Origin of the sequence: Sphingomonas sp. Mn802worker (assembly GCF_000382485.1) — a bacterium.
Lineage (GTDB): Bacteria > Pseudomonadota > Alphaproteobacteria > Sphingomonadales > Sphingomonadaceae > Sphingomonas.
Map to the genome: position 1 here is coordinate 1 of NZ_AORY01000015.1, position 20729 is coordinate 20729.

General features: G+C 69.7%; 22 protein-coding genes and 1 pseudogene. 11 read left to right on the forward strand and 12 right to left on the reverse strand.

The genetic code is table 11. The features are described from left to right. Positions 1–253 precede the first annotated feature (253 nt). From cas2e to drmB, 10 genes and pseudogenes are all read right to left on the reverse strand, one after another. Positions 254–361 carry a type I-E CRISPR-associated endoribonuclease Cas2e gene (cas2e, locus tag SMN802W_RS17175; protein ID WP_019517434.1) on the reverse strand — a complete coding sequence of 36 codons (108 nt, stop codon included), beginning with the start codon at positions 359–361 and terminating at the stop codon, positions 254–256. Continuing rightward, the gene (gene cas1e / locus SMN802W_RS0113420) at positions 361–1341 is read right to left on the reverse strand and encodes a type I-E CRISPR-associated endonuclease Cas1e (RefSeq protein ID WP_019517435.1); all 981 of its coding nucleotides are present in this window, start codon (positions 1339–1341) and stop codon (positions 361–363) included. The genes cas2e and cas1e overlap by 1 nt, the downstream gene beginning before the upstream one ends. Next, positions 1342–2109 carry a type I-E CRISPR-associated protein Cas6/Cse3/CasE gene (locus SMN802W_RS0113425; protein ID WP_019517436.1) on the reverse strand — a complete coding sequence of 256 codons (768 nt, stop codon included), beginning with the start codon at positions 2107–2109 and terminating at the stop codon, positions 1342–1344. Then, the gene (locus SMN802W_RS18530; protein ID WP_019517437.1) at positions 2106–2435 is read right to left on the reverse strand and encodes a hypothetical protein; all 330 of its coding nucleotides are present in this window, start codon (positions 2433–2435) and stop codon (positions 2106–2108) included. Before SMN802W_RS18530 ends, SMN802W_RS0113425 begins: the two co-directional genes overlap by 4 nt. After that, positions 2432–3061, reverse strand: a complete 630-nt coding sequence (locus tag SMN802W_RS0113435; RefSeq protein ID WP_019517438.1) for a hypothetical protein — start codon at positions 3059–3061, stop codon at positions 2432–2434. The genes SMN802W_RS18530 and SMN802W_RS0113435 overlap by 4 nt, the downstream gene beginning before the upstream one ends. Continuing rightward, on the reverse strand, positions 3058–3870 hold the full coding sequence (gene cas5e / locus SMN802W_RS17180) for a type I-E CRISPR-associated protein Cas5/CasD (protein WP_019517439.1): 813 nt from the start codon (positions 3868–3870) through the stop codon (positions 3058–3060). The genes SMN802W_RS0113435 and cas5e overlap by 4 nt, the downstream gene beginning before the upstream one ends. Next, entirely contained in the window at positions 3867–5096 is a 1230-nt protein-coding gene (gene cas7e / locus SMN802W_RS0113445) for a type I-E CRISPR-associated protein Cas7/Cse4/CasC (RefSeq protein WP_019517440.1), read from the reverse strand. The genes cas5e and cas7e overlap by 4 nt, the downstream gene beginning before the upstream one ends. After that, complete coding sequence (locus SMN802W_RS0113450) at positions 5093–5629, reverse strand: type I-E CRISPR-associated protein Cse2/CasB (protein ID WP_019517441.1); 537 nt, start codon at positions 5627–5629, stop codon at positions 5093–5095. The genes cas7e and SMN802W_RS0113450 overlap by 4 nt, the downstream gene beginning before the upstream one ends. Further along, positions 5619–7106: a hypothetical protein gene (locus SMN802W_RS17185; RefSeq protein WP_019517442.1), complete on the reverse strand. Its 1488-nt coding sequence runs from the start codon at positions 7104–7106 to the stop codon at positions 5619–5621. Before SMN802W_RS17185 ends, SMN802W_RS0113450 begins: the two co-directional genes overlap by 11 nt. A 157-nt stretch (positions 7107–7263) precedes the next feature. Continuing rightward, positions 7264–7959, reverse strand: a pseudogene (gene drmB, locus SMN802W_RS0113460) (DrmB family protein); the annotation flags it as partial. Between the two features lie 23 nt (positions 7960–7982). Here drmB and cas3 point away from each other — a divergent pair. Beyond that, positions 7983–10454: a CRISPR-associated helicase Cas3' gene (gene cas3, locus SMN802W_RS17190; protein ID WP_274543663.1), complete on the forward strand. Its 2472-nt coding sequence runs from the start codon at positions 7983–7985 to the stop codon at positions 10452–10454. Between the two features lie 80 nt (positions 10455–10534). Here cas3 and SMN802W_RS0113470 read toward each other — a convergent pair whose 3' ends face one another. Continuing rightward, positions 10535–11350 carry an LD-carboxypeptidase gene (locus SMN802W_RS0113470; protein WP_019517445.1) on the reverse strand — a complete coding sequence of 272 codons (816 nt, stop codon included), beginning with the start codon at positions 11348–11350 and terminating at the stop codon, positions 10535–10537. Positions 11351–11409: 59 nt separating this feature from the next. Between SMN802W_RS0113470 and SMN802W_RS0113475 the strand changes: the two genes are divergently transcribed. The 10 genes from SMN802W_RS0113475 (at position 11410) to SMN802W_RS0113520 (ending at position 19307) form a co-directional block, all read left to right on the forward strand. After that, a complete protein-coding gene (locus tag SMN802W_RS0113475) occupies positions 11410–12864 on the forward strand; it encodes a glutamate ligase domain-containing protein (protein ID WP_019517446.1) in 1455 nt (484 codons plus the stop codon). A 53-nt stretch (positions 12865–12917) separates the two neighbouring features. Continuing rightward, positions 12918–13331 (forward strand): hypothetical protein, encoded by a 414-nt coding sequence (locus SMN802W_RS17195; protein WP_019517447.1) that lies wholly within the window; start codon positions 12918–12920, stop codon positions 13329–13331. Further along, positions 13328–13528, forward strand: a complete 201-nt coding sequence (locus SMN802W_RS0113485; RefSeq protein WP_019517448.1) for a helix-turn-helix transcriptional regulator — start codon at positions 13328–13330, stop codon at positions 13526–13528. Before SMN802W_RS17195 ends, SMN802W_RS0113485 begins: the two co-directional genes overlap by 4 nt. Positions 13529–13585: 57 nt before the next feature. Further along, entirely contained in the window at positions 13586–14317 is a 732-nt protein-coding gene (locus SMN802W_RS0113490; protein WP_026326124.1) for an alpha/beta hydrolase, read from the forward strand. Then, entirely contained in the window at positions 14314–15048 is a 735-nt protein-coding gene (locus SMN802W_RS0113495) for a hypothetical protein (protein ID WP_019517450.1), read from the forward strand. Before SMN802W_RS0113490 ends, SMN802W_RS0113495 begins: the two co-directional genes overlap by 4 nt. Before the next feature lie 14 nt (positions 15049–15062). Further along, positions 15063–15497: a VOC family protein gene (locus tag SMN802W_RS0113500; RefSeq protein ID WP_037524178.1), complete on the forward strand. Its 435-nt coding sequence runs from the start codon at positions 15063–15065 to the stop codon at positions 15495–15497. After that, the gene (gene gloB / locus SMN802W_RS0113505) at positions 15497–16234 is read left to right on the forward strand and encodes a hydroxyacylglutathione hydrolase (protein ID WP_019517452.1); all 738 of its coding nucleotides are present in this window, start codon (positions 15497–15499) and stop codon (positions 16232–16234) included. The genes SMN802W_RS0113500 and gloB overlap by 1 nt, the downstream gene beginning before the upstream one ends. Positions 16235–16269: 35 nt before the next feature. Continuing rightward, positions 16270–16665, forward strand: a complete 396-nt coding sequence (locus SMN802W_RS17200; RefSeq protein ID WP_156818907.1) for a hypothetical protein — start codon at positions 16270–16272, stop codon at positions 16663–16665. Positions 16666–16709: 44 nt separating this feature from the next. Continuing rightward, a complete protein-coding gene (locus SMN802W_RS0113515) occupies positions 16710–18044 on the forward strand; it encodes a cystathionine gamma-synthase family protein (RefSeq protein ID WP_019517454.1) in 1335 nt (444 codons plus the stop codon). 84 nt (positions 18045–18128) lie between these two features. Then, positions 18129–19307, forward strand: coding sequence for an NAD(P)/FAD-dependent oxidoreductase (locus SMN802W_RS0113520; protein WP_019517455.1), 1179 nt, complete (start codon positions 18129–18131; stop codon positions 19305–19307). A gap of 51 nt (positions 19308–19358) precedes the next feature. Here the strand turns inward: SMN802W_RS0113520 and murA are convergent, their stop codons facing one another. Then, the gene (gene murA / locus SMN802W_RS0113525) at positions 19359–20642 is read right to left on the reverse strand and encodes a UDP-N-acetylglucosamine 1-carboxyvinyltransferase (RefSeq protein ID WP_019517456.1); all 1284 of its coding nucleotides are present in this window, start codon (positions 20640–20642) and stop codon (positions 19359–19361) included. Between the last annotated feature and the right edge of the window lie 87 nt (positions 20643–20729).

The following is a 20729-nucleotide window of genomic DNA, read 5'->3' on the forward strand; positions in this document are numbered from 1 at the left end:
TGCCGAGCGACAGCGGGTTGAGTCCCCGCGGGTGCGGGGGAGCCGCGATCCGGCGGCCGCCGACAGCTATCTCATCGGGTTGATCCCCGCGGGTGCGGGGGAGCCGGTCAACTAGGGAAAGGCGGGACCATGAAGAAGGGTTGATCCCCGCGGGTGCGGGGGAGCCTGGACGCTCGACTTCGACAGCAAGGGCGAGAAGGGTTGATCCCCGCGGGTGCGGGGGAGCCTCATGCCCCCGATCCACTGCGCTTTCTCAGCAGGGTTGCGCATAGACGCCGGGCGCCAGTTCGAGCATCGCCGAGCCCAGCAGCCCGCGGTAGCGGTCCTCGACATCGCGGGTGATGACGACGGTCAGCGGCATCAGCGCGCGCGGCCGGCGTCGGGTCCGGCCCGAGTCGCCGAGGCAGATGTAGATGCAGGTGAAGTCCTAGTCGCAGGTGAAGCACCCGCACCCGTGTCGGCGATCACCTCGTTCTCCTGTCCCGGCATCAGCAACGTCTTGATGCGATCGATCATGCCGGGAATGACGCTGCGCTGGCGGAACAGCAGCGCGGCGCGTTTTCGCACCAGCCGCTCGATCGGGGCGGCGCCGGCGGCACGTGCCTCACGCACCGCGGAGAAGGCGATGTCGAGCAGCACGTCGTGGCGGTAGAGGTCGGCGATGTCGAGCACGAAGCTCTGCCCCGAATCCTCGTGGACGAAACCCAGTTGCGGGATCGCGCCGACCGCCGCCACCGCGACGCTCGCCGCCGCGGTCATCGCCGCGCCCGCGTGGTTGATCGCCTGGTTGGCGAGGTCGCCGGCCTCCGGGTTCTCGCGGTCGTAGCGGCGACCGCCCCAGGCGATGCCGTGGCGCTCGGCGGCGAGTGCATAGGCACGCTTGATCCGCGCACCTTCCTGTCCGCGTAGCACCGCGATGTCGCGCGTGCGCACGATCTCGCCGAAGCGCATCGCGTACATCGCGCGGGCGACCTCCATCCGCTGTTTGGGATCGGCCCAGCGCCGCACCTGCGCGCGTGCGAGCGCCGAGGTGTCGGGCATCAGCGGCGGCGCGGTGTAGAAGCGTACCGCGCCGTCGCCGATCGCGGCAAGCGCGCATCCGTGCCGCGCGAGCAGCCGGAGCGCGTCGTGCGTGACGCTGGAACCCGGCCCCAGGAGCACGATCGAGACCGTGTGATAGGGGATCTGGTAATCGCCCGCGGGCATCGCGTCGCTGCCGTTGGTGACGAAGCGCAGGCAGCCGTCCTCCACCTCCAGTCGTCCGCGATCGAGCCAAATCAACCCGTGCCGGTCGGCGTGCGGGATCCGCGCGCGTTCGAGCCCGAGGCGACCCGACAGCATCTAGTCCGCGCGACCCGGCGGCGCGAGGAGAAGCATGCCGAAGCCGAAGGCGGCATGTCGCCCGACTCCGCGCGCGAGCAGGTCGGCGAAGGCCGCGGGATCGGCGATCGCCAGCGTGCCAGCCATCACCGCGTCCGGCCCCTCGACCGCGCGGGTGCGCGGCCCGTCGGCGCGCGCGTGGGTGTTGCGCCGCGTGCGGCTGCGGCGGAAGTCGCGCAGGCCGGCGTGTTCGATCACCGCCGCGCCGGCCAGCCGGGCGGCGAGCCAGTCGGCATAGACCGGCTCGTGCGCCACTGCCGCGGTGTCGTCACCCGCGGCGGCGGCGCGCTCGCATGCGGCGACATAGGCGTCGATCTCTCCCGCGCGCGGTTGCCACGCGCCGCGATCGGCGCGCGCGGCGCGTGCCTGGCTGCCGAAGCGAACGACCGGGCGCACGCGCACCTCGAAGGCGTAACGTGCGCCCGCGCGCCACGCGGCAGGCATCGGCTGTAGCTGGTGGTCGGCGAAGATCGCCGCGATGAGAGCGTCGGCAGGTGGCAGCGCCGCCGCATCGGCGAGCGCTTCGGTGTCGGCAAGATAGCCGAGCAGATGCGGCCCGCGCGGATGATCGGGCAGGAAGCGGAACGGGCGCGGCGCGGCAGCGCCGAAGCGTGCGAGCAGTGCGGCGTGAAGCGCATAGCCAGCATCATCGTCGTCGAGCCGTCGGGCGATCGCGAAATGGTGAAGCGCGCGTCGATCCACGCCGACGCGCAGGAGGTGCAGCGTCACGCGATTACCTCGACCATCACCGTGTTTGCGATCACGGCACTCGTATCCGTCGCCTGCGTGGCCGTGCGCGGCCGGCCTGGGTGACCGGTGCCGGCGCGGCACAGCCCGGCGTGCATGTCCAAGGGGCGGGTCCGCTTGTCGGCAAGCGCGTCTTGCTGTGCGCCCGCCGTCAGCGGCGCTTTCAGCGCGTCACTGGCCAGTCCGCCATGTCGACATCGTGCGCGCACGCTGTCGCGCACATCGATGTCGGCGAAAGCGTCACGTCGCGGCGGCAGGTCGCAAGCCGTCGCAGTGAGCGCGGCGGCGTGGAGGAGATGCAGCGTCATGCCGCGGTTTCCTTGGTCGACGTAGCCGCGACCACGGCGTTCCTGCGCGATGTGCGCACGCGCGAGACCGACCAGTCCGCGCGTTCATGAACGACGTCGCGCAGATCGGCGCATGGGCGCGGGAAGCGGCACCGTTCTTGGGTGCTCGCGCTTTCCTGCGCAGGTGCTCTCGACCCCGCTGCCAGCGTACTGCCGCCATGCTCGCCATTCAGACCCCACGCGCGCAGCCCGCCGATGGCGATCGTGTCGGCAGAGGCGTTTCCGTGTGTCAGCGCGTCCGCGATCGGCGCGGCGTTGAGCGGGTCGACGCGTGGGAGGTGCAGCGTCGGTCCGCCCGACTTTTCGACGATCGTCTGCTCGGCCAAGGCTGACCGATCAAGGCGTCTTAGAACATCTCGCCACAGCCCGACGTGCGTGTTCAAGGGTCGGTGCCGTTCACCGGAACGCGCGCCTTTCTGCGCCGGTGGCCTCGACGCTGCTGTTGGCGCGTCCTTGGTCAACTCGTCCGCCCAACGCGCACCTGCGCCGACGCTGACGATCATGTCGGCGAGGGCAAGTCGGTGCGTCAGCGCAACAGGTGCCGTCGCGGTGTCGAACTGGCCGACGGGAGAGGGATGCAGCGTCATGCTGTTGTCTCCTCGGCGACTGGATCGGTGGTCGGAAGCGGCCAGTCGAGGCGGCCGTGGATAACGCGGCGTAGGCCGGCGTGCATGCCAGACGGCCAGTGCCGTTCGTCGGTGAGCGCATCCTCCTGCGCGCGCGCTGCGGTTGCCGCCGTGAGCGCATCGCCGGTCAGCTCGCCGTACGGCCATTGCGCGCGCACGCTGTCGCGCCGGTCGCTGTCGGCAATGAGGGCGAGGCCTTGCGTCAGCGCGTCGGGGATCGTCTCCGCGTCGACGATGCCGAGCAGCAGCGGGCGCGAGGGGACGAACGGCTTGCGTCCTATGAACAGCGGACGCTCGGGCCGCGTCAGCGCGCGCGCCAATGCGGCGAGATCGGGTACGTCGAGGTCGGGCGTGTCGTGACCGGCGGTGCTGCCGTTGTCGTCGGCGGAGGCGAGCCGGCACGCGACGAGCACGCGCGCATCGGCATCCATGTCACGGTAGCGGATGTGCGGTGATTTGTAGGTGTCGGCACCGCCCGCGCGGCCCTCGATCCGGCCGCGCGTGGTCCAGCCGCGATCGCCTGCCTCCAGCTTCGCGGTCTGGAAATCCTGCACACGTTGCCCCTCGGCGATGCGCGCCGCGCCGATCGTCAGCCGCGCCTGCAACAGAGCGTGCGCGTCGACGTGAAAGCGCTCCCAACCGAGTGCGTTGGCGAACAGCCCCGCGATCATCGACTTGGCGGGGAAATCGCGCACGACGCCGTAAGCGTCGACCATGTTGCCGCCGAAGCTCATCAACGGCGCGTCAAGGTCGATGAGCAGGTGGTTCACGCAGGCACCGTGTCGACGACGCGCGCGTCGCGCACCGCGGCACCCGCCCAGGCGGCGAGCTCGCGCAGGCTGCCGCCCGCGACCCCGTCGAGCGCCAGGTCGGGCAGCGCGGCGTGGCGGCGCGCCTCGCCGGTTTCGTACATCCGGTCCATGGCCGACAGGTGATCGGAAAGCTTGCTCGCGGTGCGACGCCCGAGCGAGCCGTTGGAGGTGCGGTCCCGTGTCTCGACCGCGTCGCGAAACGCGTTGGCGAGCGTGCGTGGCTGGCGGTCGCCCGCCTCCACCAGCACCAGCTCGGCGCGGCTATAGGGTGCGGTGGAGCCCTTCTTCGCGCCCGGCGAGACTTCTGCGACGAGATGGACGAGGTGTTCGACCACCTGTGCGGCAAGCGCACGGTCGTGGTCGCCGGCCCATTGTCCGCGCGCGCAGCCGGTCAGGTTGGAGACGAGCAGCGGCACGTCGACGACGACATAGCCGTAATAGAGCCCCGAGGTGAGCTCGGTGTCGAACACGCCCGCCGCGCCCGCGTCATCGCCCAGATCGCGCCGGCTGAGATCGTCGACGACGGTGAAATAATCGAGCTCGGCCTGTTCGGGATGAACCGTGAAGGCGTGCGCGACGTGGATCGCGGCGTCGCGATTGGCGCGCGTATCGCTGGTCACCATGCGCCCGAACAAGGCGGCCTCGAGCGAGGCGGCGAGCATATTCTGGTCGCGCAACTGGTTGAGGTTGTTGCGCTGCTCCTTCGCCCACACCTCTGCCGCGGCCTTGACCCCGGCGGCGCTGGCGCTTTCCGACAACAGGCGCTCGGCCTCGCTGCACAGCCACGTCAGCTCGGGCCGGCCGAACAGAAGCGCCTGGCGCTGCTGCTTGTCCTTCGCGTTCTTGCCGTAGAATTTGACAAGGAACGCTTCCTCGACCGCGTCGACCATGTCCTTGTCGAAGCGCGCGCGCAGCGGACCGGTCACCTCACGCTCGATCGCGACCTTTGAGCGCAGGCCCTCGACACCGTTCGCGCGCGCGAGCGCGTGGAGCGCGTGGGTGTCGTCGGCCATCCGCCAATGGCGTTTGAGGCATTGCGACGAGATGCGCGTGCGCACCGCGTTGCCGAACGGCAGCCGCTTGGCGAGCCCGGCGTCGTCTCGGTTGAGCAGCGCGCCCGGCCAGGCGGCGAGGAAGTGGATCTGGATGAACTTCGGCACCACGCCGGCGGCTTCACTGGTCACTGGTTATTTCCCTCATCCGACCGCGCGTGGGCGGCGTAATAATCCTGCGCGATCCGAAGCCGCGCGGCCTCCGCATCGGCTTCGTCGTTGCCGACGAGGTCGAACAGCGTCCACAGGTTGATCGTGCGCTGACCAACTTGCGCGAGCATGCGCGCGGCGCGGATCGCCTGTGCATCGAGCGCCTCGCCGCGCGCGCTGGTGAGGCGCAGCAGCCGGTTCTCCGACAGGCCGATGTCGTGGAGCAGCGTGCCGAGCCGCTTGCTCTTTGCATGCGGGTGCGCGGCCGCGGTGCCCGACAGCAGCGCGGCGGCGTGCACCACCAGCCGCCATGGACGAAACGTGACGGCGTCATCCGGCACCGTCACGCCGGCGCGGTGGAGCAGGCCGATGACGATGCCGTCGGCCGAGGGTCGCCCGGTCAGATAGATGCGGCGCAACGCCGCGCGGTCGCCGGCGGACAGATGCGCGATCTGTCCGCCGATCGACGCCATCACGTCCTTCGGCGCGGTCGCCTCGTGCGGGTCACTCGCCATGTTGCGCGTCCTTGATCCACTTGGCCATCTGGGCGTCGAGCAGGCTCTTGGCGCGGGCGCGCGCGCGGATGCGGCGAACCTGCGTGTGCGGCGCGGCGCAGGCGGCATCGGCAAAGACGATGCCGGCGAGGTCGCGAAGCCGCGTGCGCCAGGCGAGCCGGTGGTTGCCCGCGTCGTACGCCGCCTCGGCCCAGAAGGGCTCTTCGAAGAACTCCTGGTCAACGCGCTCGTCGAAGCGGGCGAGCCAGGGCGCGGTCTTCTTCTTCGCGGCCTCGTCGTCTAGCCGGGCCTGATCGGGGCCGCCTTGTACGAGCGAGATGAGTGCGCGGCGCAGGCGGCGTCCCGCCTCACCTGCTTCGGCGGCGCGCTTGTTCGCGACCGCGCCGACACGGTCGATCGCGGCAAGGTCACCGTCCTCCAGTTCGTGCAGCCGCGACAGACGCACTGCGCGGCGGTGCAGCCCTTCGGTCTTGCCCTGCCCGCGGACGAGCGCGGTGGCGACGAGCGTCAGCGCGTCGTCGTCGTCACTTCCGTCTTCGTTGGCCAGGAGCGGGCGCGTGATGCGGGCGGGATCGAGCAGTTGCGCGATCTGGCGATAACCGAAGCCAGCCCCGGTCGGGGTATGGCTGGCGCTGCCGTCCGCCTTGAGCGGCGCCCAGGGATCGAGCGTCTGTCCCTTCAGCAGCGCGGCGGCGACGCGAGCGACCTTTGAGCCGGCGGCGAGCGCCTCGAGACGAGCCCCGCGGCGCAGGCGGATGCGGCGGCAGACCTCGACATAGAGCTCGTCGAGCGAGGTGTAATCGAGCGACTGCATGCCGTCCCACGGCAGCGTCCAGACGAGCGCGGTGCCGGCGCGGCGCGTCGGGCGTGCGCGCGCGTCGGCGACGAGGCGGCGAACGTCGCGCGCAAAGGCGGCGGCGGCTCCGCCGGCGGGCCGCACGCCCAGGCTCATCCGCGTTGCGAAGCCGCCGTTCATGCGCGAAACGCCGTAATTGCCCGCGCCGAGGAAGCCCTCGAACGTCTGCAGCGTGACGAGTGCGAAGAGCCATTCCTGCTCGTCCGCGTCCGCCATGCGCGCCTGTTTGACGTCGTGATTCTTCGCGGTGACGAGCATGTCGAGCGCGTCGGGGGTGGTGAGCACGTTCTTGTAGGCGGCGCGGTCGGTGGCGGCGACGAGCGGGGGCTGGAGCAGCGCGGGGCAGCTCCAGTCGTCGACGACGAGCTCCCACGCCTCCGGGCAATCGGGGGTGAGCGCCGTCAGCAGGTCGCGCCACCCGGCTTGGTCCTGCGGCAGCGCCTCACGGTCGGCGTGGATCAGCGCGAGCGCGGCGACCTGCACGGTGAAGGCGTGCCACGGTTCGCGCTGGTGTGGGCGAAGTGCAGGAAAGCTCCACGCCGCGCCGTTCGCCAGCGCGGCGAAGGCGGCGAACAGCGAGCCGCGATGGCGCGCGCCATGTTCGTCCTGCCAGTCGATCAACGCGTTGCCACCCGCACGGCGCGATATGGGACGGAGATCGCGACGCGGCGGAACATGGCGCGAACCTGCCAGCGGGTCTGCGCGGTGTCAAAGCGCGGCGGTGGACTTATCCGCATGAATGCGCGCGTTTTCTTATGATTTGTAAGTCTCCGCATGGTCAGGTCGACGGGCCGAACAACGCCGCCGCGCCGGTCAGCACGGTAGGCGCGGTGAGGGCGCGGTCGAGGTAGAGGTTGCGCGCCTCGCAGCTGGTTTCGGCGACGAGCAGGCAGGCATGACAGGCAGCGCCGCTCAGCGCGCGTTCGTCGGCGTGGTTGTCCGGATCATGTTCGGCGCAGATCGGGTCGCCCGAGCAGAGTGCGAGGCGATCGAGCGCGCGCTCGATGATCGCACCCAGGCGCGGCAGCACCGCGATCAGCCCGCCGAGTGTGCCCTGCGCGCCGGTCGAGGCGGTGTAGAGCAGCAGTCCGAAGCGCTCGCCATCGTCGTCGACGATCGCGTAGAGGCGTTCCTTGAGCGCAGTCGCCGGATAGCCGCAGTCGAGCGCGATCTCGTTCATCAGCGCGTGGCTGAAGCCGTGGAGCGCGTAGTAAGCGAGACGCGGGAAGTGGAGCTTGTCGCCGAACGGCTGGTTCGCGGCCCAGCGCTCCCACCCGCGCAGCAGCAGGTCGCCGCGCGCGTGGACGGCGGGACGCGCGAGCCAGTCGCGGATCGCGGACGCCGAGAAGCGCAGGAACACGCCTTCGCCCAGTTGCTCGGCGGCGGGGAGCCATTCGAGCTCGGTCGCGAGCGCGGCACCCTCGACCGCGATGTGCAATTCCTCCAGATCGCCGTCGACTGCGGTCGGCGCGGCCTCGAAGCGGGTGGGCGAAGCTGCTGCGCGAGAACGGCGTGGTGACGGCGACGCTGCCGCTCGTCGACCATTGCCTCGATGTCGGCGCGGCGATGGCGGTGGTGATCGATGGCTGGCGCGGGCCGCTGGAGGCGGCGGCGGGACGGGTGCTGTCGGCGCAGGATCTCGCGCGGTTGTGCGCACTCGCCGCGCTGCACGATGTCGGCAAGGCGAATCGCGGTTTCCAGGCGCGGATCGATCCCGCCAGGCCGCCGGTCGGGCATACCGCGCCGGTCGCGGCGCTGCTCAACCATTCGGTGCTGAAGCAGGGAGCGGCGGCGGCGATGCTCGCCGCGCTGATGCGCGACTGGGGTGCCAGGCAGCATTTCGCTGGCGTGATGGCGCATCACGGCAAGCCGCTCGCCGCGTTTCACCAGCGCGCGACGATCGAGACCGATCCGTGGGTCAAGCACGTCGGCGAATGGGTGGTGAAGGAAGACGATCCCGCCGCGCTGGTCGTGCCGGTGATCGAGGCGGTGCGCGCGCGCTGGCCGCTGGCATGGGAGGCGGGCGCGATGCTGCCCGATGCGCCGCGCTTCGTCGCGCTGTTCGCGGGGTTGGTGACGCTGGCCGACTGGCTCGGATCGGACACGCGGCGGTTGCCGGTGGGCGCGCCGCATGGCGATGCGCGTGAGCCGCTACGCGTCGAACAGGTGCGCGCGGCGGCAGCGGCGCGCGGGTTCGTGCCGCTCGACACGCCGGCGTGCGACTTCGAGCAGGCGTTCGGCTTTTGCCCGCACGGATTCCAGCTGGAGGCGGCGGGCGACGATCTGGGCGCGGTTGCACTGATCGAGGCGGAGACGGGGTCGGGGAAGACCGAGGCGGCGTTGTGGCGCTGGCTGGAACTGCGGCGACGCGGCCAAGTCGACGGTTTGTTCTTCGCATTGCCGACGCGGTCGGCTGCGGTGCAATTGCACGCGCGCGTCGATGCGATGTTGAAACGCGTCTGGGGCATGGACGCGCCCGAGGCGGTGCTCGCGGTGCCGGGCTATCTGCGCGCGGGCGACGCGGTGGGGCAGGCGCTGCCCGACCATGCCGTGCGCTGGGACGAGCCGGGGGCTGCTCCTGATGCGCGCTGGGCCGCGGAGCGGAGCCTGAACTTCCTTGCCGCGCGCGTCGCGGTGGGCACGATCGACCAGGCGCTGCTCGGCATCCTGCCGGTCAAGCACGCGCTGTTCCGCGCCGGCGTGCTGTCGCGTAGCCTGCTGGTGGTCGACGAGGTGCACGCGTCGGACAGCTATATGGCGGGGCTGCTCGAACGGCTGCTGGCGCATCACATCGCAGTCGGTGGGCACGCGCTGCTGCTGTCGGCGACGCTCGGCGCGGCGGCGCGCGCGACGTTGCTGGGCGGTGTGGTTCCGCCGCTGGAGGAGGCGGAGGTGCAAGCCTATCCGACGCTGTCGGGGAGCAGCGCGACGCTTCGACCCGCGGCGGGTGCAGCGGGCGCGGCGAAGCGGGTGGCGGTCGAGGTCGCCGGGCTGATCGGTGATGCCGAGGCGATCGCGACGCAGGCGGTCGAGGCGGCGCATGCGGGCGCATCGGTGCTGGTGGTGCGCAACAGCGTCGCGGGTGCGGTGGCGGTGGCGCAGGCAGTGGCGGCGCGCGCGCCTGAACTGGCGTTTGCGGTCAACGGCGTCGCGACGCTGCATCACGGCCGGTTCGCGCGTGACGATCGCGAGCGGCTGGATCAGGCCGTCGAGGCGGCGTTCGGGAAGGGGCGTGCGGCGCGCGGGCAGGTGCTGGTCGGTACGCAGACGCTGGAACAGTCGCTCGATCTCGATGCCGACTTCCTCATCACCGATCTGGCGCCGATCGACGTGCTGTTGCAGCGGATCGGACGGCTGCACCGCCACCGGCGCGACGATCGCGGTGCATTTTCGCAGGCGCGCGTGCTGGTGCTGCGACCGGCGGAGCGCGACCTGTCGGTGCTGCTCGGCAAGGGTAGCGGCGCGCGGCAGGGGCTTGGCAGCGTGTATCCCAATCTGGTCCAACTCGAGGCGACGCTGCGGGTGCTGGAGCAGTCACCCGAGATCGTGATACCGCGCGACAACCGCCGGCTGGTCGAGCGCGCGCTGCACCCGGCTGCGCTCGCCGCGATCAGCGCGGAAGGAGCGGCGTGGCACAATCACGCAGCCGAGCGCGCCGGGGGCGAGCTCGCCTCGGCTGAGGCCGCGCGGCGGATCGCGCTTGACCTGTCGCAGCCGTTCCGCACGCTGACCTTCGCCGATGTCGTAGAGGCGGTGGTGACCCGGCTGGGCGCGCGCGACCTGTTGATCGACCTGCCCGAACCGATCGCCAGCCCGCTCGGCGGTGCGGTGACGCGCATCGCGATCCCCGCGCACATGGCGCGCGGCATCGGCCCGCGCGACCAGCCGCACGTGATCGGCGCGCACGCGTTCGAAGTCGGCTCGCGGCGGTTCGGCTACGATCAATGGGGACTGCACGCACTGGATTGACGCCGGAACTAAAGGCGCGCCGACGTGCGGCTAAGAACGGCACGAGGTGTCGAGCATCGCGTCGCCCATGATGTCGCGCGCTAGGCGAGGCCGAACGGAACGACGTGGTTCGCTTGCGTATGCCCGACCTCTGCGCGGCCGAGATAGGGCACGTTCATGTCGCGGCACCAGCGCTCCATCATCTGGTCGAGCGTCTCGCCCCAATCGGGTTCGTTGGGCTTGACTGCGGTGACCGAACCGAGCCGCACGCCCGCGATGCCGCGCAGCTGCGTCGCGTTCGCCATCGTGAACAGCATCCGGTCGATCGCATACATCGCCTCCGACACCTCCTCGACGATCAGCACGTGGTCGGTGAGATCGGGGAGGTAGGGCGAGCCGATCAGCGCCGACAGGATCGAGAGGTTGAACGCCGCCGACGGATGCCCCGCGAGGCCGGGTTCGAGCGCCGAGCGGTCACGCCGCGCCATCCAGCCGAGCGCGCGCGCCACCGTCTGGTCGCCACCCTTGCGCCCGATGTCGCTTACCATCGGGCCATGCACGGGATGGCCAATGCGACGAGCGTAAAGCGCGCCGAGCAGGAAGCCGACGTCCGAGTAACCGAGATAGGTCTTCGCGCGCGCGGCGTCGTTCAGCCGCGGCAGCGCGTCGGCGAGGATGCGGTTCGAGCCATAGCCCCCGCGCACGAACCAGACCGCCTCGATTGAAGGGTCGTTTGCATAGTCGACGAAGGCGGCGGCGCGGACCGCGTCGCTGCCGGCGAAATGCCCGGCTTCCGCAAAGGCGCTCGGGTGGAAGACGAGGTCGACCTCGGGGTAGGCGATCGCGGCGAGCGCGGAGACGGGCGCGACCACGTCGGGATTGGCGACGCTGGACGCCGCGACGACACCGATCCGCATGTTCCTGGCCTACTCCCCCGGCTTGCCCCAATGGCGCGGACCGCCGATAGCGCGTCGCCATGCAGGACGGCAATGCGGCCCCGGACGGGATCATCGGTGACGTGCGCGGCAGGCGCTTCTTTCTGGTCGGGATCGGCGGATCGGGGATGATGCCGCTGGCGATGATCCTCGCCGGGCGCGGGGCGATCGTCGCGGGCTCCGACCGCGGGCTCGATCAGGGGCGGGTGCCGGCGAAGTTCGACGCGTTGCGCGCGCTCGGCATCGACTTGTTCGCGCAGGACGGCAGCGGTGTCGGGTCGGTGGAGCAGGTCGTCGTCGCCTCCGCCGCGGTCGAGGACACGGTCGCCGACATGGTTGCGGCGGCGCGGATCGGTTGTGCGCGGATGACGCGGGCGGAGCTGAACGCGGCGCTGTTCAACGCCGCCGCGCTGCCGATCGGGGTGGCGGGGACGAGCGGCAAGTCGACCGTCACCGGCATGATCGCGACGATCCTGCACGGCGTCGGGCGCGATCCGAGCGTGATGAACGGCGCGGTGATGAAGGACTTCGTGGCCGCCGATCGCCCGTTCGCGAGCGCACTGGTTGGCGCGGGCGAGGCGTATGTCAGCGAGGTGGACGAAAGCGACGGATCGATCGCGCTGTATCGCCCAACGATCGCGGTGCTCAACAACGTCAGCCTCGACCACAAGGCGTTGGACGAGTTGAACGTCCTGTTCGGCGACTTCATCGCGCATGCGCGCCATGCGGTGGTCAACGCCGACAATGCGGACGCAGCGGCGCTGGCGATGGGGAGGTTTGGGGCGCTGCCTGCGTCGCGAGTGACGCGCTTCTCGGTCGAGGGAACGGGTGATCTGGTCGCGCGTGAGCTGCGCGAGGAGCCGTTCGCGGTGTCGTTCACGCTGCATCACGCCGGCGGCACGCTGCCGGTGCGGTTGCAGGTGCCGGGCCGGCACAACGTGTCGAACGCACTCGCTGCGCTCGGTGCGGCGATGGCGGCGGGCGTAGCACTGGGCGACGCTGTCGCGGCGCTGGCGCGCTTCACGGGGCTCAGGCGCCGGTTCGATCTGGTCGGCGAGGCGGCGGGCGTGTCGGTGATCGACGATTTTGGGCATAACCCGGACAAGATCGCGGCGACGCTGGACACGCTGCACGCCTTTCCAGGCCGGTTGCTGGTCCTGTTCCAGCCGCACGGCTTCGGTCCATTAAAGGTGATGCGGGCCGAGCTGGTGGCGATGTTCGCGCGTGCGCTGGCGGCAGACGACCTGCTCGTTATGCCCGACCCGGTCTATCACGGCGGCACGACCGATCGCGCGGTGACCAGCGCCGACATCGTACGCGATGTGGAGGTGGGCGGGCGTCACGGGTTGCACCTGCCCGACCGCGCGGCGGCGGCGGCGCATCTGGTCGCTGAGGCGCGCGCGGGCGACCGCATCGTCGTCATGGGCGCGCGCGACGACACGCTGAGCCTGCTCGCCGCCGAGATGGTCGCCCAACTAGGTGACAAGCAGGCTTGACGTAAAGTTAGCTTGCCATGTAAAGCTTCCTTGTCAATCAGGGGAGTGAATCGATGTCGTCCTGTGTCGCCCGCAATGCCGCGCAACGCCGCTACAATCGCGACGTGTTGTGGTTGAGCGCAGCCTATGCGCTGCTGCTGCTCGCCGCGACCTACCTGTTCCGACACGCGGCGATCACCGGGGTGCCGGCGGTGATGCTGGCGGTGCTGCCCGCGCTGCCGATCATCGGGGTCTTCGCCGCGATCGCGCGTTACCTGATGGAGGAGCGCGACGAGTATCTGCGCATGCTGACCGTGCGACAGACGCTGGTGGCGAGCGGTTTCGCGCTGTCGATCGCGACGATCTGGGGGTTTCTCGAAAGCTTCGGGGTTGCCGGCCACATCGATGCCTATTTCGTCGCAGTGCTGTGGTTCGCAGGACTGGGCCTCGGCACGTGCGTCAACCGCGCGATCGAGGCGCGCACGTGACCAACCATCTGCGCGACCTGCGCGGCGCGCGCGGGTGGAGCCAGCAGCATCTCGCCGACCTGCTGGAGGTCAGCCGGCAGAGCGTAAACGCGATCGAGACCGGGCGCTACGATCCTTCGCTGCCGCTCGCGTTCCGCATCGCCGAGCTGTTCGGCGTCGCGATCGAAGAGGTGTTCGTCAGCCCGTCGCGCGGCTGACCGGGTTGCCCGCAAGCGCTTTTGCGTACGCGCGGGCGCGGGCGTATGGCGACGGCCATGTCCGATCATGCCCCTACCGCCGCCGAGCGACCGCGCCTCGCCTATCACCTGACCGAGGGGCGTGGGCCCGCGATCGTGTTCCTGCCGGGCTATGCGTCCGACATGACGGGGACCAAGGCGGTCGCGCTGGAGGCGTGGGCGAAGGCGCAAGGGCGCGCGTTCCTGCGTTTCGACTATGCCGGGTGCGGCGCGTCGGAGGGGAAGTTCGAGGAGCAGAGCCTGGCCGACTGGCGCGACGATGCGCTGGCGATGATCGACGACGCGGTGGAAGGCCCGGTGGTGCTGGTCGGATCGTCGCTGGGTGGGTGGATCATGCTGCTCGCCGCCAAGGCACGCCCCGAGCGTGTTCACGCATTGGTCGGCATCGCGCCGGCGCCTGATTTCACCGACTGGGGCTTCTCGTCGGAGGAGAAGATGTACCTGCTCCAGCACGGGCGGCTGGAGCGGCCGAACAAATACGGTCCTGCGCCGACCGTCTACACGCGGCGTTTCTGGCAGTCGGGCGAGGCCAACCGGCTGATGTTCGGCGAGATCGCGATCCCGCAACCGGTCCGTTTCCTGCAGGGGCAGAAGGACGTCGAGGTGCCGTGGCACCGCACCTGCCGGTTGGCGGAGATGCTGGCTTCAAGCGACGTTCAGACCTGGCTGGTCAAGGACGGCGATCACCGCCTGTCGCGCGATGCCGATATCGCGCTGCTGATCCGCGCGGTGGAGGATGTGCTGCCGTGATCCTTCTGTTCGCCGCGCTGGCTGCGCAAGCTGCTGCACCAGCGCCCAAGTCCCCCGCCGAGCAGCTCGACGCATGCATCACGCAGGCGCGCAGCGACCCCGCCGGCGCGGAGCGGCTTGCACGAATGCTGGGGCGCGCAGGCGAGGCGTGCCGCGGTGCGGCGCTGTCGGGCGAAGACGATTACGCCGGCGCTGCGACTGCCTTTACTGCCGCTGCACGCAACGCCGAGGTGGCGCACGAGGCGCGCGCGGCGGATTACTGGGCGCAGGCGGGGAATGCGTGGCTGGCGGCGGGTGACGCCGCAAAGGCGCGTGCGGCGCTTGATGCTGCACTGGCGGCGGGTACGCTGACCCATCTCAATCGAGGCGAGGCGTATCTCGACCGCGCGCGTGCGCTGGTGGCGACGGGCGACATGAAGGCGGCGCGCGTCGATCTCGATCTGGCAACCAAGGACGCGGGCGACGATCCGCTCGCGTGGCTGTTGTCGGCGACGCTGGCCAGGCGGATGGGCGACCTGCCGCGCGCCAAGCTCGACATCGCGCAGGCGCTCCGGCGATCGGCCGACGATGCCTCGGTCCAGCTTGAGGCGGGGAACATCGCCGCGGCCGCGGGCGACGCGAACGGAGCACAGGTGGCGTGGAAGCAGGCGGCGCGGCTGGCACCCGATGCGCCCGCCGGGCGTTCAGCCGCCAACGCGCTTACGCAGTTCGCAGGAGATCCGAAGCAGTGAAATACCTCCATACGATGATCCGTGTCGCCGATCCCGACAGAACGATCGCCTTCTTCGAGGTGCTGGGATTGAAGGAAGTCCGCCGGATGGAGAATGAGGCGGGTCGGTTCACGCTGATCTTCCTCGCCACGCCAGAGGACATGAACGCGCCCGGCGAGCGTGCGAAGGCCGAGGTCGAGCTGACCTATAACTGGCCCAACGAGGGCGAGGCGGCCGAGGAATATGGCGGCGGGCGCAATTTCGGGCACCTGGCCTACTATGTCGACGACATCTACGAGACGTGCCAGCGGGTGCAGGACGCGGGGCATATCGTCCACCGCCCTCCGCGCGACGGCTATATGGCGTTCGTGAAGTCGCCCGACGGGATCTCGATCGAGCTGTTGCAGGAAGGCGGGGCGAAGGAGCCGGCCGAGCCGTGGAAGTCGATGCCGAACACGGGCAGCTGGTAATGGCTTCCCCGCTCGAGATCGTCCGCGTGCCGGTGCTGTCGGACAATTACTCGTGGCTGGTCCACGATGCCGACAGCGGCGAGACGGTCGTGGTCGATCCGGGTGAGGCGCAGCCGGTGCTCGACGCCGCCGCCGCACGCGGGTGGACGATTGGGGCGATCTGGGCGACGCACTGGCACCCCGATCACGTCGGCGGCAACGCCGGCGTCGTCGCGGCGACCGGTGCAAACGTGATCGGTCCCGAGGCGGAGCGTGCCAGGATCGGCGCACTCGACAGCGGCGTGGGCGAGGGCGACACGGTGTCGTTAGGCGCGCACATCGCAACCGTGATGCACGTGCCGGGGCATACTGCAGGGCATGTCGCGTTCCATCTCGCCGACGATCACGCGCTGTTCACCGGCGACACCCTGTTCGCGCTCGGGTGCGGGCGATTGTTCGAAGGGACGGCGGAGCAGATGTTCGACAATCTGCGTCGCTACGCCGCGCTGCCGGGTGAGACGCAGGTCTATTGCGGGCACGAATATACGCAGTCGAACGGGCGCTTCGCGCTGACGGTGGATGCAGACAATCAGGCGCTCGTCGAGCGGATGGCCGCGGTCGACCGGATGCGCGCGGCGGGTGAGCCGACCGTGCCGACGACGATCGCGGAGGAAAAGGCGACCAACCCGTTTATGCGCGCGCGCGATGCGGGTGAATTCAAGCGGTTGCGTGAGGGAAAGGATTCTTTTCGCGGCTGAGTGCGTTTGTACTTGCAGGATGAGGAGCAGATGCAATGCGTAGACTTGCCGCAGTGTTGCTGATCGCAGGGGTTGGGCTTGGTGCCGGGGGCGCAGCGCTCGCCAAGCGCGACACGCCCGAGCTGGCGTACCAGAAACTGATCGCGGGCAAGGTCGCGGGCAAGCCGCAGTCGTGCATCGACACGCGCTTTCGTCAGGCGCAGCTGAGCGCCTACGGCGACAAGCTGATCTACCGCGTCAGCGACAAATTGGTCTACGTCAGCCAAACGACCGGCGGGTGCGGGCGTGTCGCGCAGGGTGACGCGCTCGTCACACGGCAGTATCAGACGCGGACGTGCAGCGGCGACATCGCGACCACGGTGCAACCGGTGCCGGGGATCACGACCGGCAGCTGCGCCCTGGGCGACTTCACGCCCTACACCAGACCCTGAGCGGCAACGTCGGTTCGGCGTTGTCGCGACACGAGAGGAATAGAATGCCCGACCAGACCGAAGCCGACATGACCGGCGTCGAACAGCGTATCTCCCCCAAGCCGGAAGTGGACGCGATCGGCGGGCGTACGCTGAAACCGGCGACGTTGATGATGGGGCATGGCTACGATCCCGCTTTGTCGGAAGGGTCGTTGAAGCCGCCGGTGTTCCTGACTTCGACCTTCGTGTTTCCCAACGCAGCGGCGGGCAAGCGGCATTTCGAGGGCGTGACGGGCAAGCGGCCGGGCGGTGCCGAGGGTCTGGTCTACTCGCGCTTCAACGGGCCGAACCAGGAGATCCTGGAAGACCGGCTTGGCATCTGGGAAGGGGCGGAGGACGCGCTCGCTTTCTCCAGCGGCATGTCGGCGATCGCGACCTTGTTCCTGTCGATGGTCAAGCCGGGCGACACGATCGTCCATTCGGGGCCGCTCTATGCCGCGACCGAGACGCTGATCGCGCGCGTGCTGGGCAAGTTCGGCATCAACTGGCTCGACTTCCCCGCGGGTGCGACCCGCGAGGAGATCGACGCGGTCCTGCACAAGGCGGCGGCAAGCGGGAATGTCGCGCTGATCTATCTCGAAAGCCCGGCCAATCCGACCAACGCGCTGGTCGACGTCGAGGCGGTGGCGGCGAGCCGCGACGCGGTGTTCGCGAACCACGAGGCGAAGCCGCCGATCGCGATCGACAACACCTTCCTGGGGCCGCTCTGGTCGCAGCCGTTGAAGCATGGCGCCGACATCGTCGTCTACTCGCTGACCAAATATGCCGGCGGGCATTCCGACCTGGTGGCGGGCGGCGTGCTGGGGTCGAAGGAGCAGATCAACGTCATTCGCGCGATGCGCAACACGATCGGCACGATCTGCGACCCCAATACCGCGTGGATGCTGCTGCGCAGTCTCGAGACGCTGGAACTCAGGATGAGCCGCGCGGGCGAGAATGCAGCCAAGGTGTGCGCCTGGCTGCGCGACCAGCCGCAGGTCGAGCGCGTCGGCTATCTCGGCTTCCTAGCCGAGGGCAGCATCAAGGGACCGGAAGGGCGGCAGGCCGACATCTATCGCCGCAACTGCACCGGCGGCGGATCGACCTTCTCGCTCTACCTGAAGGGGGGCGAGGCGGAGGCGTTCCGCTTCCTCGACGCGCTCAAGATCGCGAAGCTGGCGGTATCGCTCGGCGGAACCGAGACGCTGGCGAGCCACCCGGCGGGCATGACGCATCTGTCGGTCGCCGACGAGCGCAAGCAGGCGCTGGGGATCACCGACAACCTCGTGCGCATCTCGATCGGGGTCGAGGACGCCGATGACCTGATCGCCGACTTCGCGAACGCGTTGGCGGCGATCTGACCCACTCGTCGGTAGGTGGCGGTACGTACGTCACCTACCGGCACAAGTCTCGCGCCGACACCGCATTTGTGGCAGGCGGCTCGCATGGAACAGTTCGATGCGATCGTGCTCGGCGCGGGGGGCGCCGGGCTGATGTGCGCTGCGATCGCGGGGCAGCGCGGGCGGCGCGTCGTCGTGCTCGATCACGGAACCGAGCCGGGGCGCAAGATCGTCATTTCGGGCGGCGGACGGTGCAATTTCACCAACCGCGAGGCCGTGGCGGAGCGCTACGTCTCGACCAACCCGCATTTCGCCAAGTCGGCGCTAGGCCGCTACACCGCGCAAGACTTCCTCGACCTGGTCGAGCGGCACGGGATCGCGTGGCACGAGAAGACGCTGGGGCAATTGTTCTGCGACGGATCGGCGCGGCAGATCGTATCGATGCTGCTGGGCGAATGCGAGTTGGGGAAGGTGACGCTGAGGCTCGGCGGCGCGCTGGGCGAGATCGGCCACGCCGATGCGCGCTTCACGGTCGAGCATGACGGGCAGCGTTACACGGCACCGTCGCTGGTGATCGCGACCGGTGGTCCTTCGATCCCGAAGCTGGGCGCGACCGGGTTCGCCTATGACCTCGCGCGGCGGTTCGGGTTGAAGGTGGTTGAGCCGCGCCCCGCGCTGGTGCCGCTGACCTTGCCGGGCGAGGAGGCGCTGTTCCGCGCTTTGTCGGGTGTCGCAACGCCGGTGGTCGCTGGGTCGGTGCCGGCGAAGGGCAAGGGCACGGCGTTCGCGGAGGCTGCGCTGTTCACGCACAAGGGGCTGAGCGGGCCCGCGATCCTGCAGGTGTCGTCCTATTGGAAGTCCGGCGAGGCAGTGACGATCGACCTTGTGCCGGGTGTGGCACCGGGATGGTTGCGCGAGGCGAAGCGAGTGCGGCCGCGCGGCACGCTCGCCTCCGCACTGCCGCTGCCGGGACGACTTGGGGACGCGCTGGCCGAGGTGATCGGCGTCGGCGAACTAGGGCTCGCGACCGATCGCGTGCTGGAGGCGGCGGAGCGGCGGCTGGCGGACTGGCGCTTCCACCCGAATGGCACCGAGGGGTTCGCCAAGGCGGAGGTGACGGTCGGCGGCATCGCGACCGCGGGCCTGTCATCGAAGACGATGGAAGCGCGCCACCTGCAGGGCCTTTACGCGATCGGCGAGGCGGTGGACGTTACCGGCTGGCTCGGCGGGTATAATTTCCAATGGGCCTGGGCGAGCGGCTGGGCGGCGGCGCAGGCGGTCTGAGCGGAACGCTCAATTCGAAGAAGCGCGATACTCTTTCCCGCCTAGTCGCCCTCAGCCATCCCCGACGCGCTCGATATCGGCGCCGACCGCGGAGAGTTTTTCCTCCAGCCGTTCGTAGCCGCGGTCGAGGTGGTAGATGCGGCTGACCTGCGTCTCTCCGTCCGCCACCAGCCCGGCGATGATGAGGCTCATCGAGGCGCGGAGGTCGGTCGCCATGACGGGCGCGCCGACGAGGCGGTCGACGCCCTGGACGACCGCGGTGCGGCCACGGACCTGGATGTCGGCCCCCATCCGCGCCAATTCAGGCACGTGCATGTAGCGGTTCTCGAAGATCGTCTCGGTCAGCACGCTGGCACCCTCCGCGCGGCACAGCATCGCCATGAACTGTGCCTGCATGTCGGTCGCGAAACCGGGGAAGGGCGCGGTGGTGATGTTCACGGGGCGCAGCTTGTTCGGCGCGGCGACGCGGATCGTGTTGCGGCCGGTCTCTACCTCGACGCCGGCCTCGCGAAGGGCGGCGAGCGTCGCGCCCATCTCGTCCGCGCCGATGTTGGTCAGCGTCACGTCGCCCCCGGTGATCGCGGCGGCGCAGGCGTAGCTGCCCGCCTCGATCCGGTCGGGCATGACCGAATAGGTCGCGCCATGGAGTTCGCGGACGCCCTCGATCTCGAGCGTCTCGGTCCCGATCCCCTGTATCTGCGCGCCCATCGCGACGAGGCAGCGGCACAGATCGACGATCTCGGGCTCGCGCGCGGCGTTTTCGATGCGCGTCGGGCCACTGGCGGTGACCGCGGCCATGACGACGTTCTCGGTCGCGCCGACCGAGACGACCGGGAAACGATACACACCACCCGACAGGCGTCCGCCCGGTGCCGAGGCAGTAACGTAGCCCGCGCTCATCTCAAGCTTCGCGCCAATCGCCTCCAGCGCCTTCAGATGCAGGTCGATCGGGCGGTTGCCGATCGCGCAGCCACCGGGCAGCGATACGCGCGCTTCCCCGGCGCGCGCGAGAATAGGACCGAGCACGAGGATCGAGGCGCGCATCTTGCGCACGATGTCGTACGGCGCCTCCGCGCTGGTCAGCTGCCCGGCGCGGATCGTCATGACGCGGCCGAACTCGTCGGGGCGCGATCCCTCGATCCGGGTCGAGGCGCCGAGTTGATTGAGCAGGTGGCCGAAGCCGTCGACATCGGCGAGGCGCGGCAGGTTGCGCAGCGTCAGCGGCTCGTCGGTCAGGATCGCGCACGGCATCAGCGTCAATGCGGCGTTCTTCGCGCCCGAAATAGGAAGGGTGCCCGACAGGCGATTGCCGCCGCGAATAAGGATACGGTCCATGGCCCCGCGTCTATCGCGCGCGTGAAGCATCGCCAAGCCGCCACGGCACAGGCGCGCGTCATGGTTCCGATCGGAGGATGCGGGCGA

What these genes read in the sequence shown, in the direction of transcription:
- murA (WP_019517456.1), bottom strand. Translation starts at nt 20,642, where the DNA reads ATGGACCGTATCCTTATTCGCGGCGGCAATCGCCTGTCGGGCACCCTT.
- SMN802W_RS0113515 (WP_019517454.1), top strand. Translation starts at nt 16,710, where the DNA reads ATGCCCGACCAGACCGAAGCCGACATGACCGGCGTCGAACAGCGTATC.
- SMN802W_RS0113470 (WP_019517445.1), bottom strand. Translation starts at nt 11,350, where the DNA reads ATGCGGATCGGTGTCGTCGCGGCGTCCAGCGTCGCCAATCCCGACGTG.
- SMN802W_RS0113500 (WP_037524178.1), top strand. Translation starts at nt 15,063, where the DNA reads ATGATCCGTGTCGCCGATCCCGACAGAACGATCGCCTTCTTCGAGGTG.
- SMN802W_RS0113450 (WP_019517441.1), bottom strand. Translation starts at nt 5,629, where the DNA reads ATGGCGAGTGACCCGCACGAGGCGACCGCGCCGAAGGACGTGATGGCG.
- SMN802W_RS17195 (WP_019517447.1), top strand. Translation starts at nt 12,918, where the DNA reads ATGTCGTCCTGTGTCGCCCGCAATGCCGCGCAACGCCGCTACAATCGC.
- gloB (WP_019517452.1), top strand. Translation starts at nt 15,497, where the DNA reads ATGGCTTCCCCGCTCGAGATCGTCCGCGTGCCGGTGCTGTCGGACAAT.
- cas1e (WP_019517435.1), bottom strand. Translation starts at nt 1,341, where the DNA reads ATGCTGTCGGGTCGCCTCGGGCTCGAACGCGCGCGGATCCCGCACGCC.
- SMN802W_RS0113490 (WP_026326124.1), top strand. Translation starts at nt 13,586, where the DNA reads ATGTCCGATCATGCCCCTACCGCCGCCGAGCGACCGCGCCTCGCCTAT.
- SMN802W_RS18530 (WP_019517437.1), bottom strand. Translation starts at nt 2,435, where the DNA reads ATGACGCTGCATCTCCTCCACGCCGCCGCGCTCACTGCGACGGCTTGC.
- SMN802W_RS17200 (WP_156818907.1), top strand. Translation starts at nt 16,270, where the DNA reads ATGCGTAGACTTGCCGCAGTGTTGCTGATCGCAGGGGTTGGGCTTGGT.
- SMN802W_RS0113435 (WP_019517438.1), bottom strand. Translation starts at nt 3,061, where the DNA reads ATGACGCTGCATCCCTCTCCCGTCGGCCAGTTCGACACCGCGACGGCA.
- SMN802W_RS0113475 (WP_019517446.1), top strand. Translation starts at nt 11,410, where the DNA reads ATGCAGGACGGCAATGCGGCCCCGGACGGGATCATCGGTGACGTGCGC.
- cas2e (WP_019517434.1), bottom strand. Translation starts at nt 361, where the DNA reads ATGCCGCTGACCGTCGTCATCACCCGCGATGTCGAGGACCGCTACCGC.
- SMN802W_RS0113520 (WP_019517455.1), top strand. Translation starts at nt 18,129, where the DNA reads ATGGAACAGTTCGATGCGATCGTGCTCGGCGCGGGGGGCGCCGGGCTG.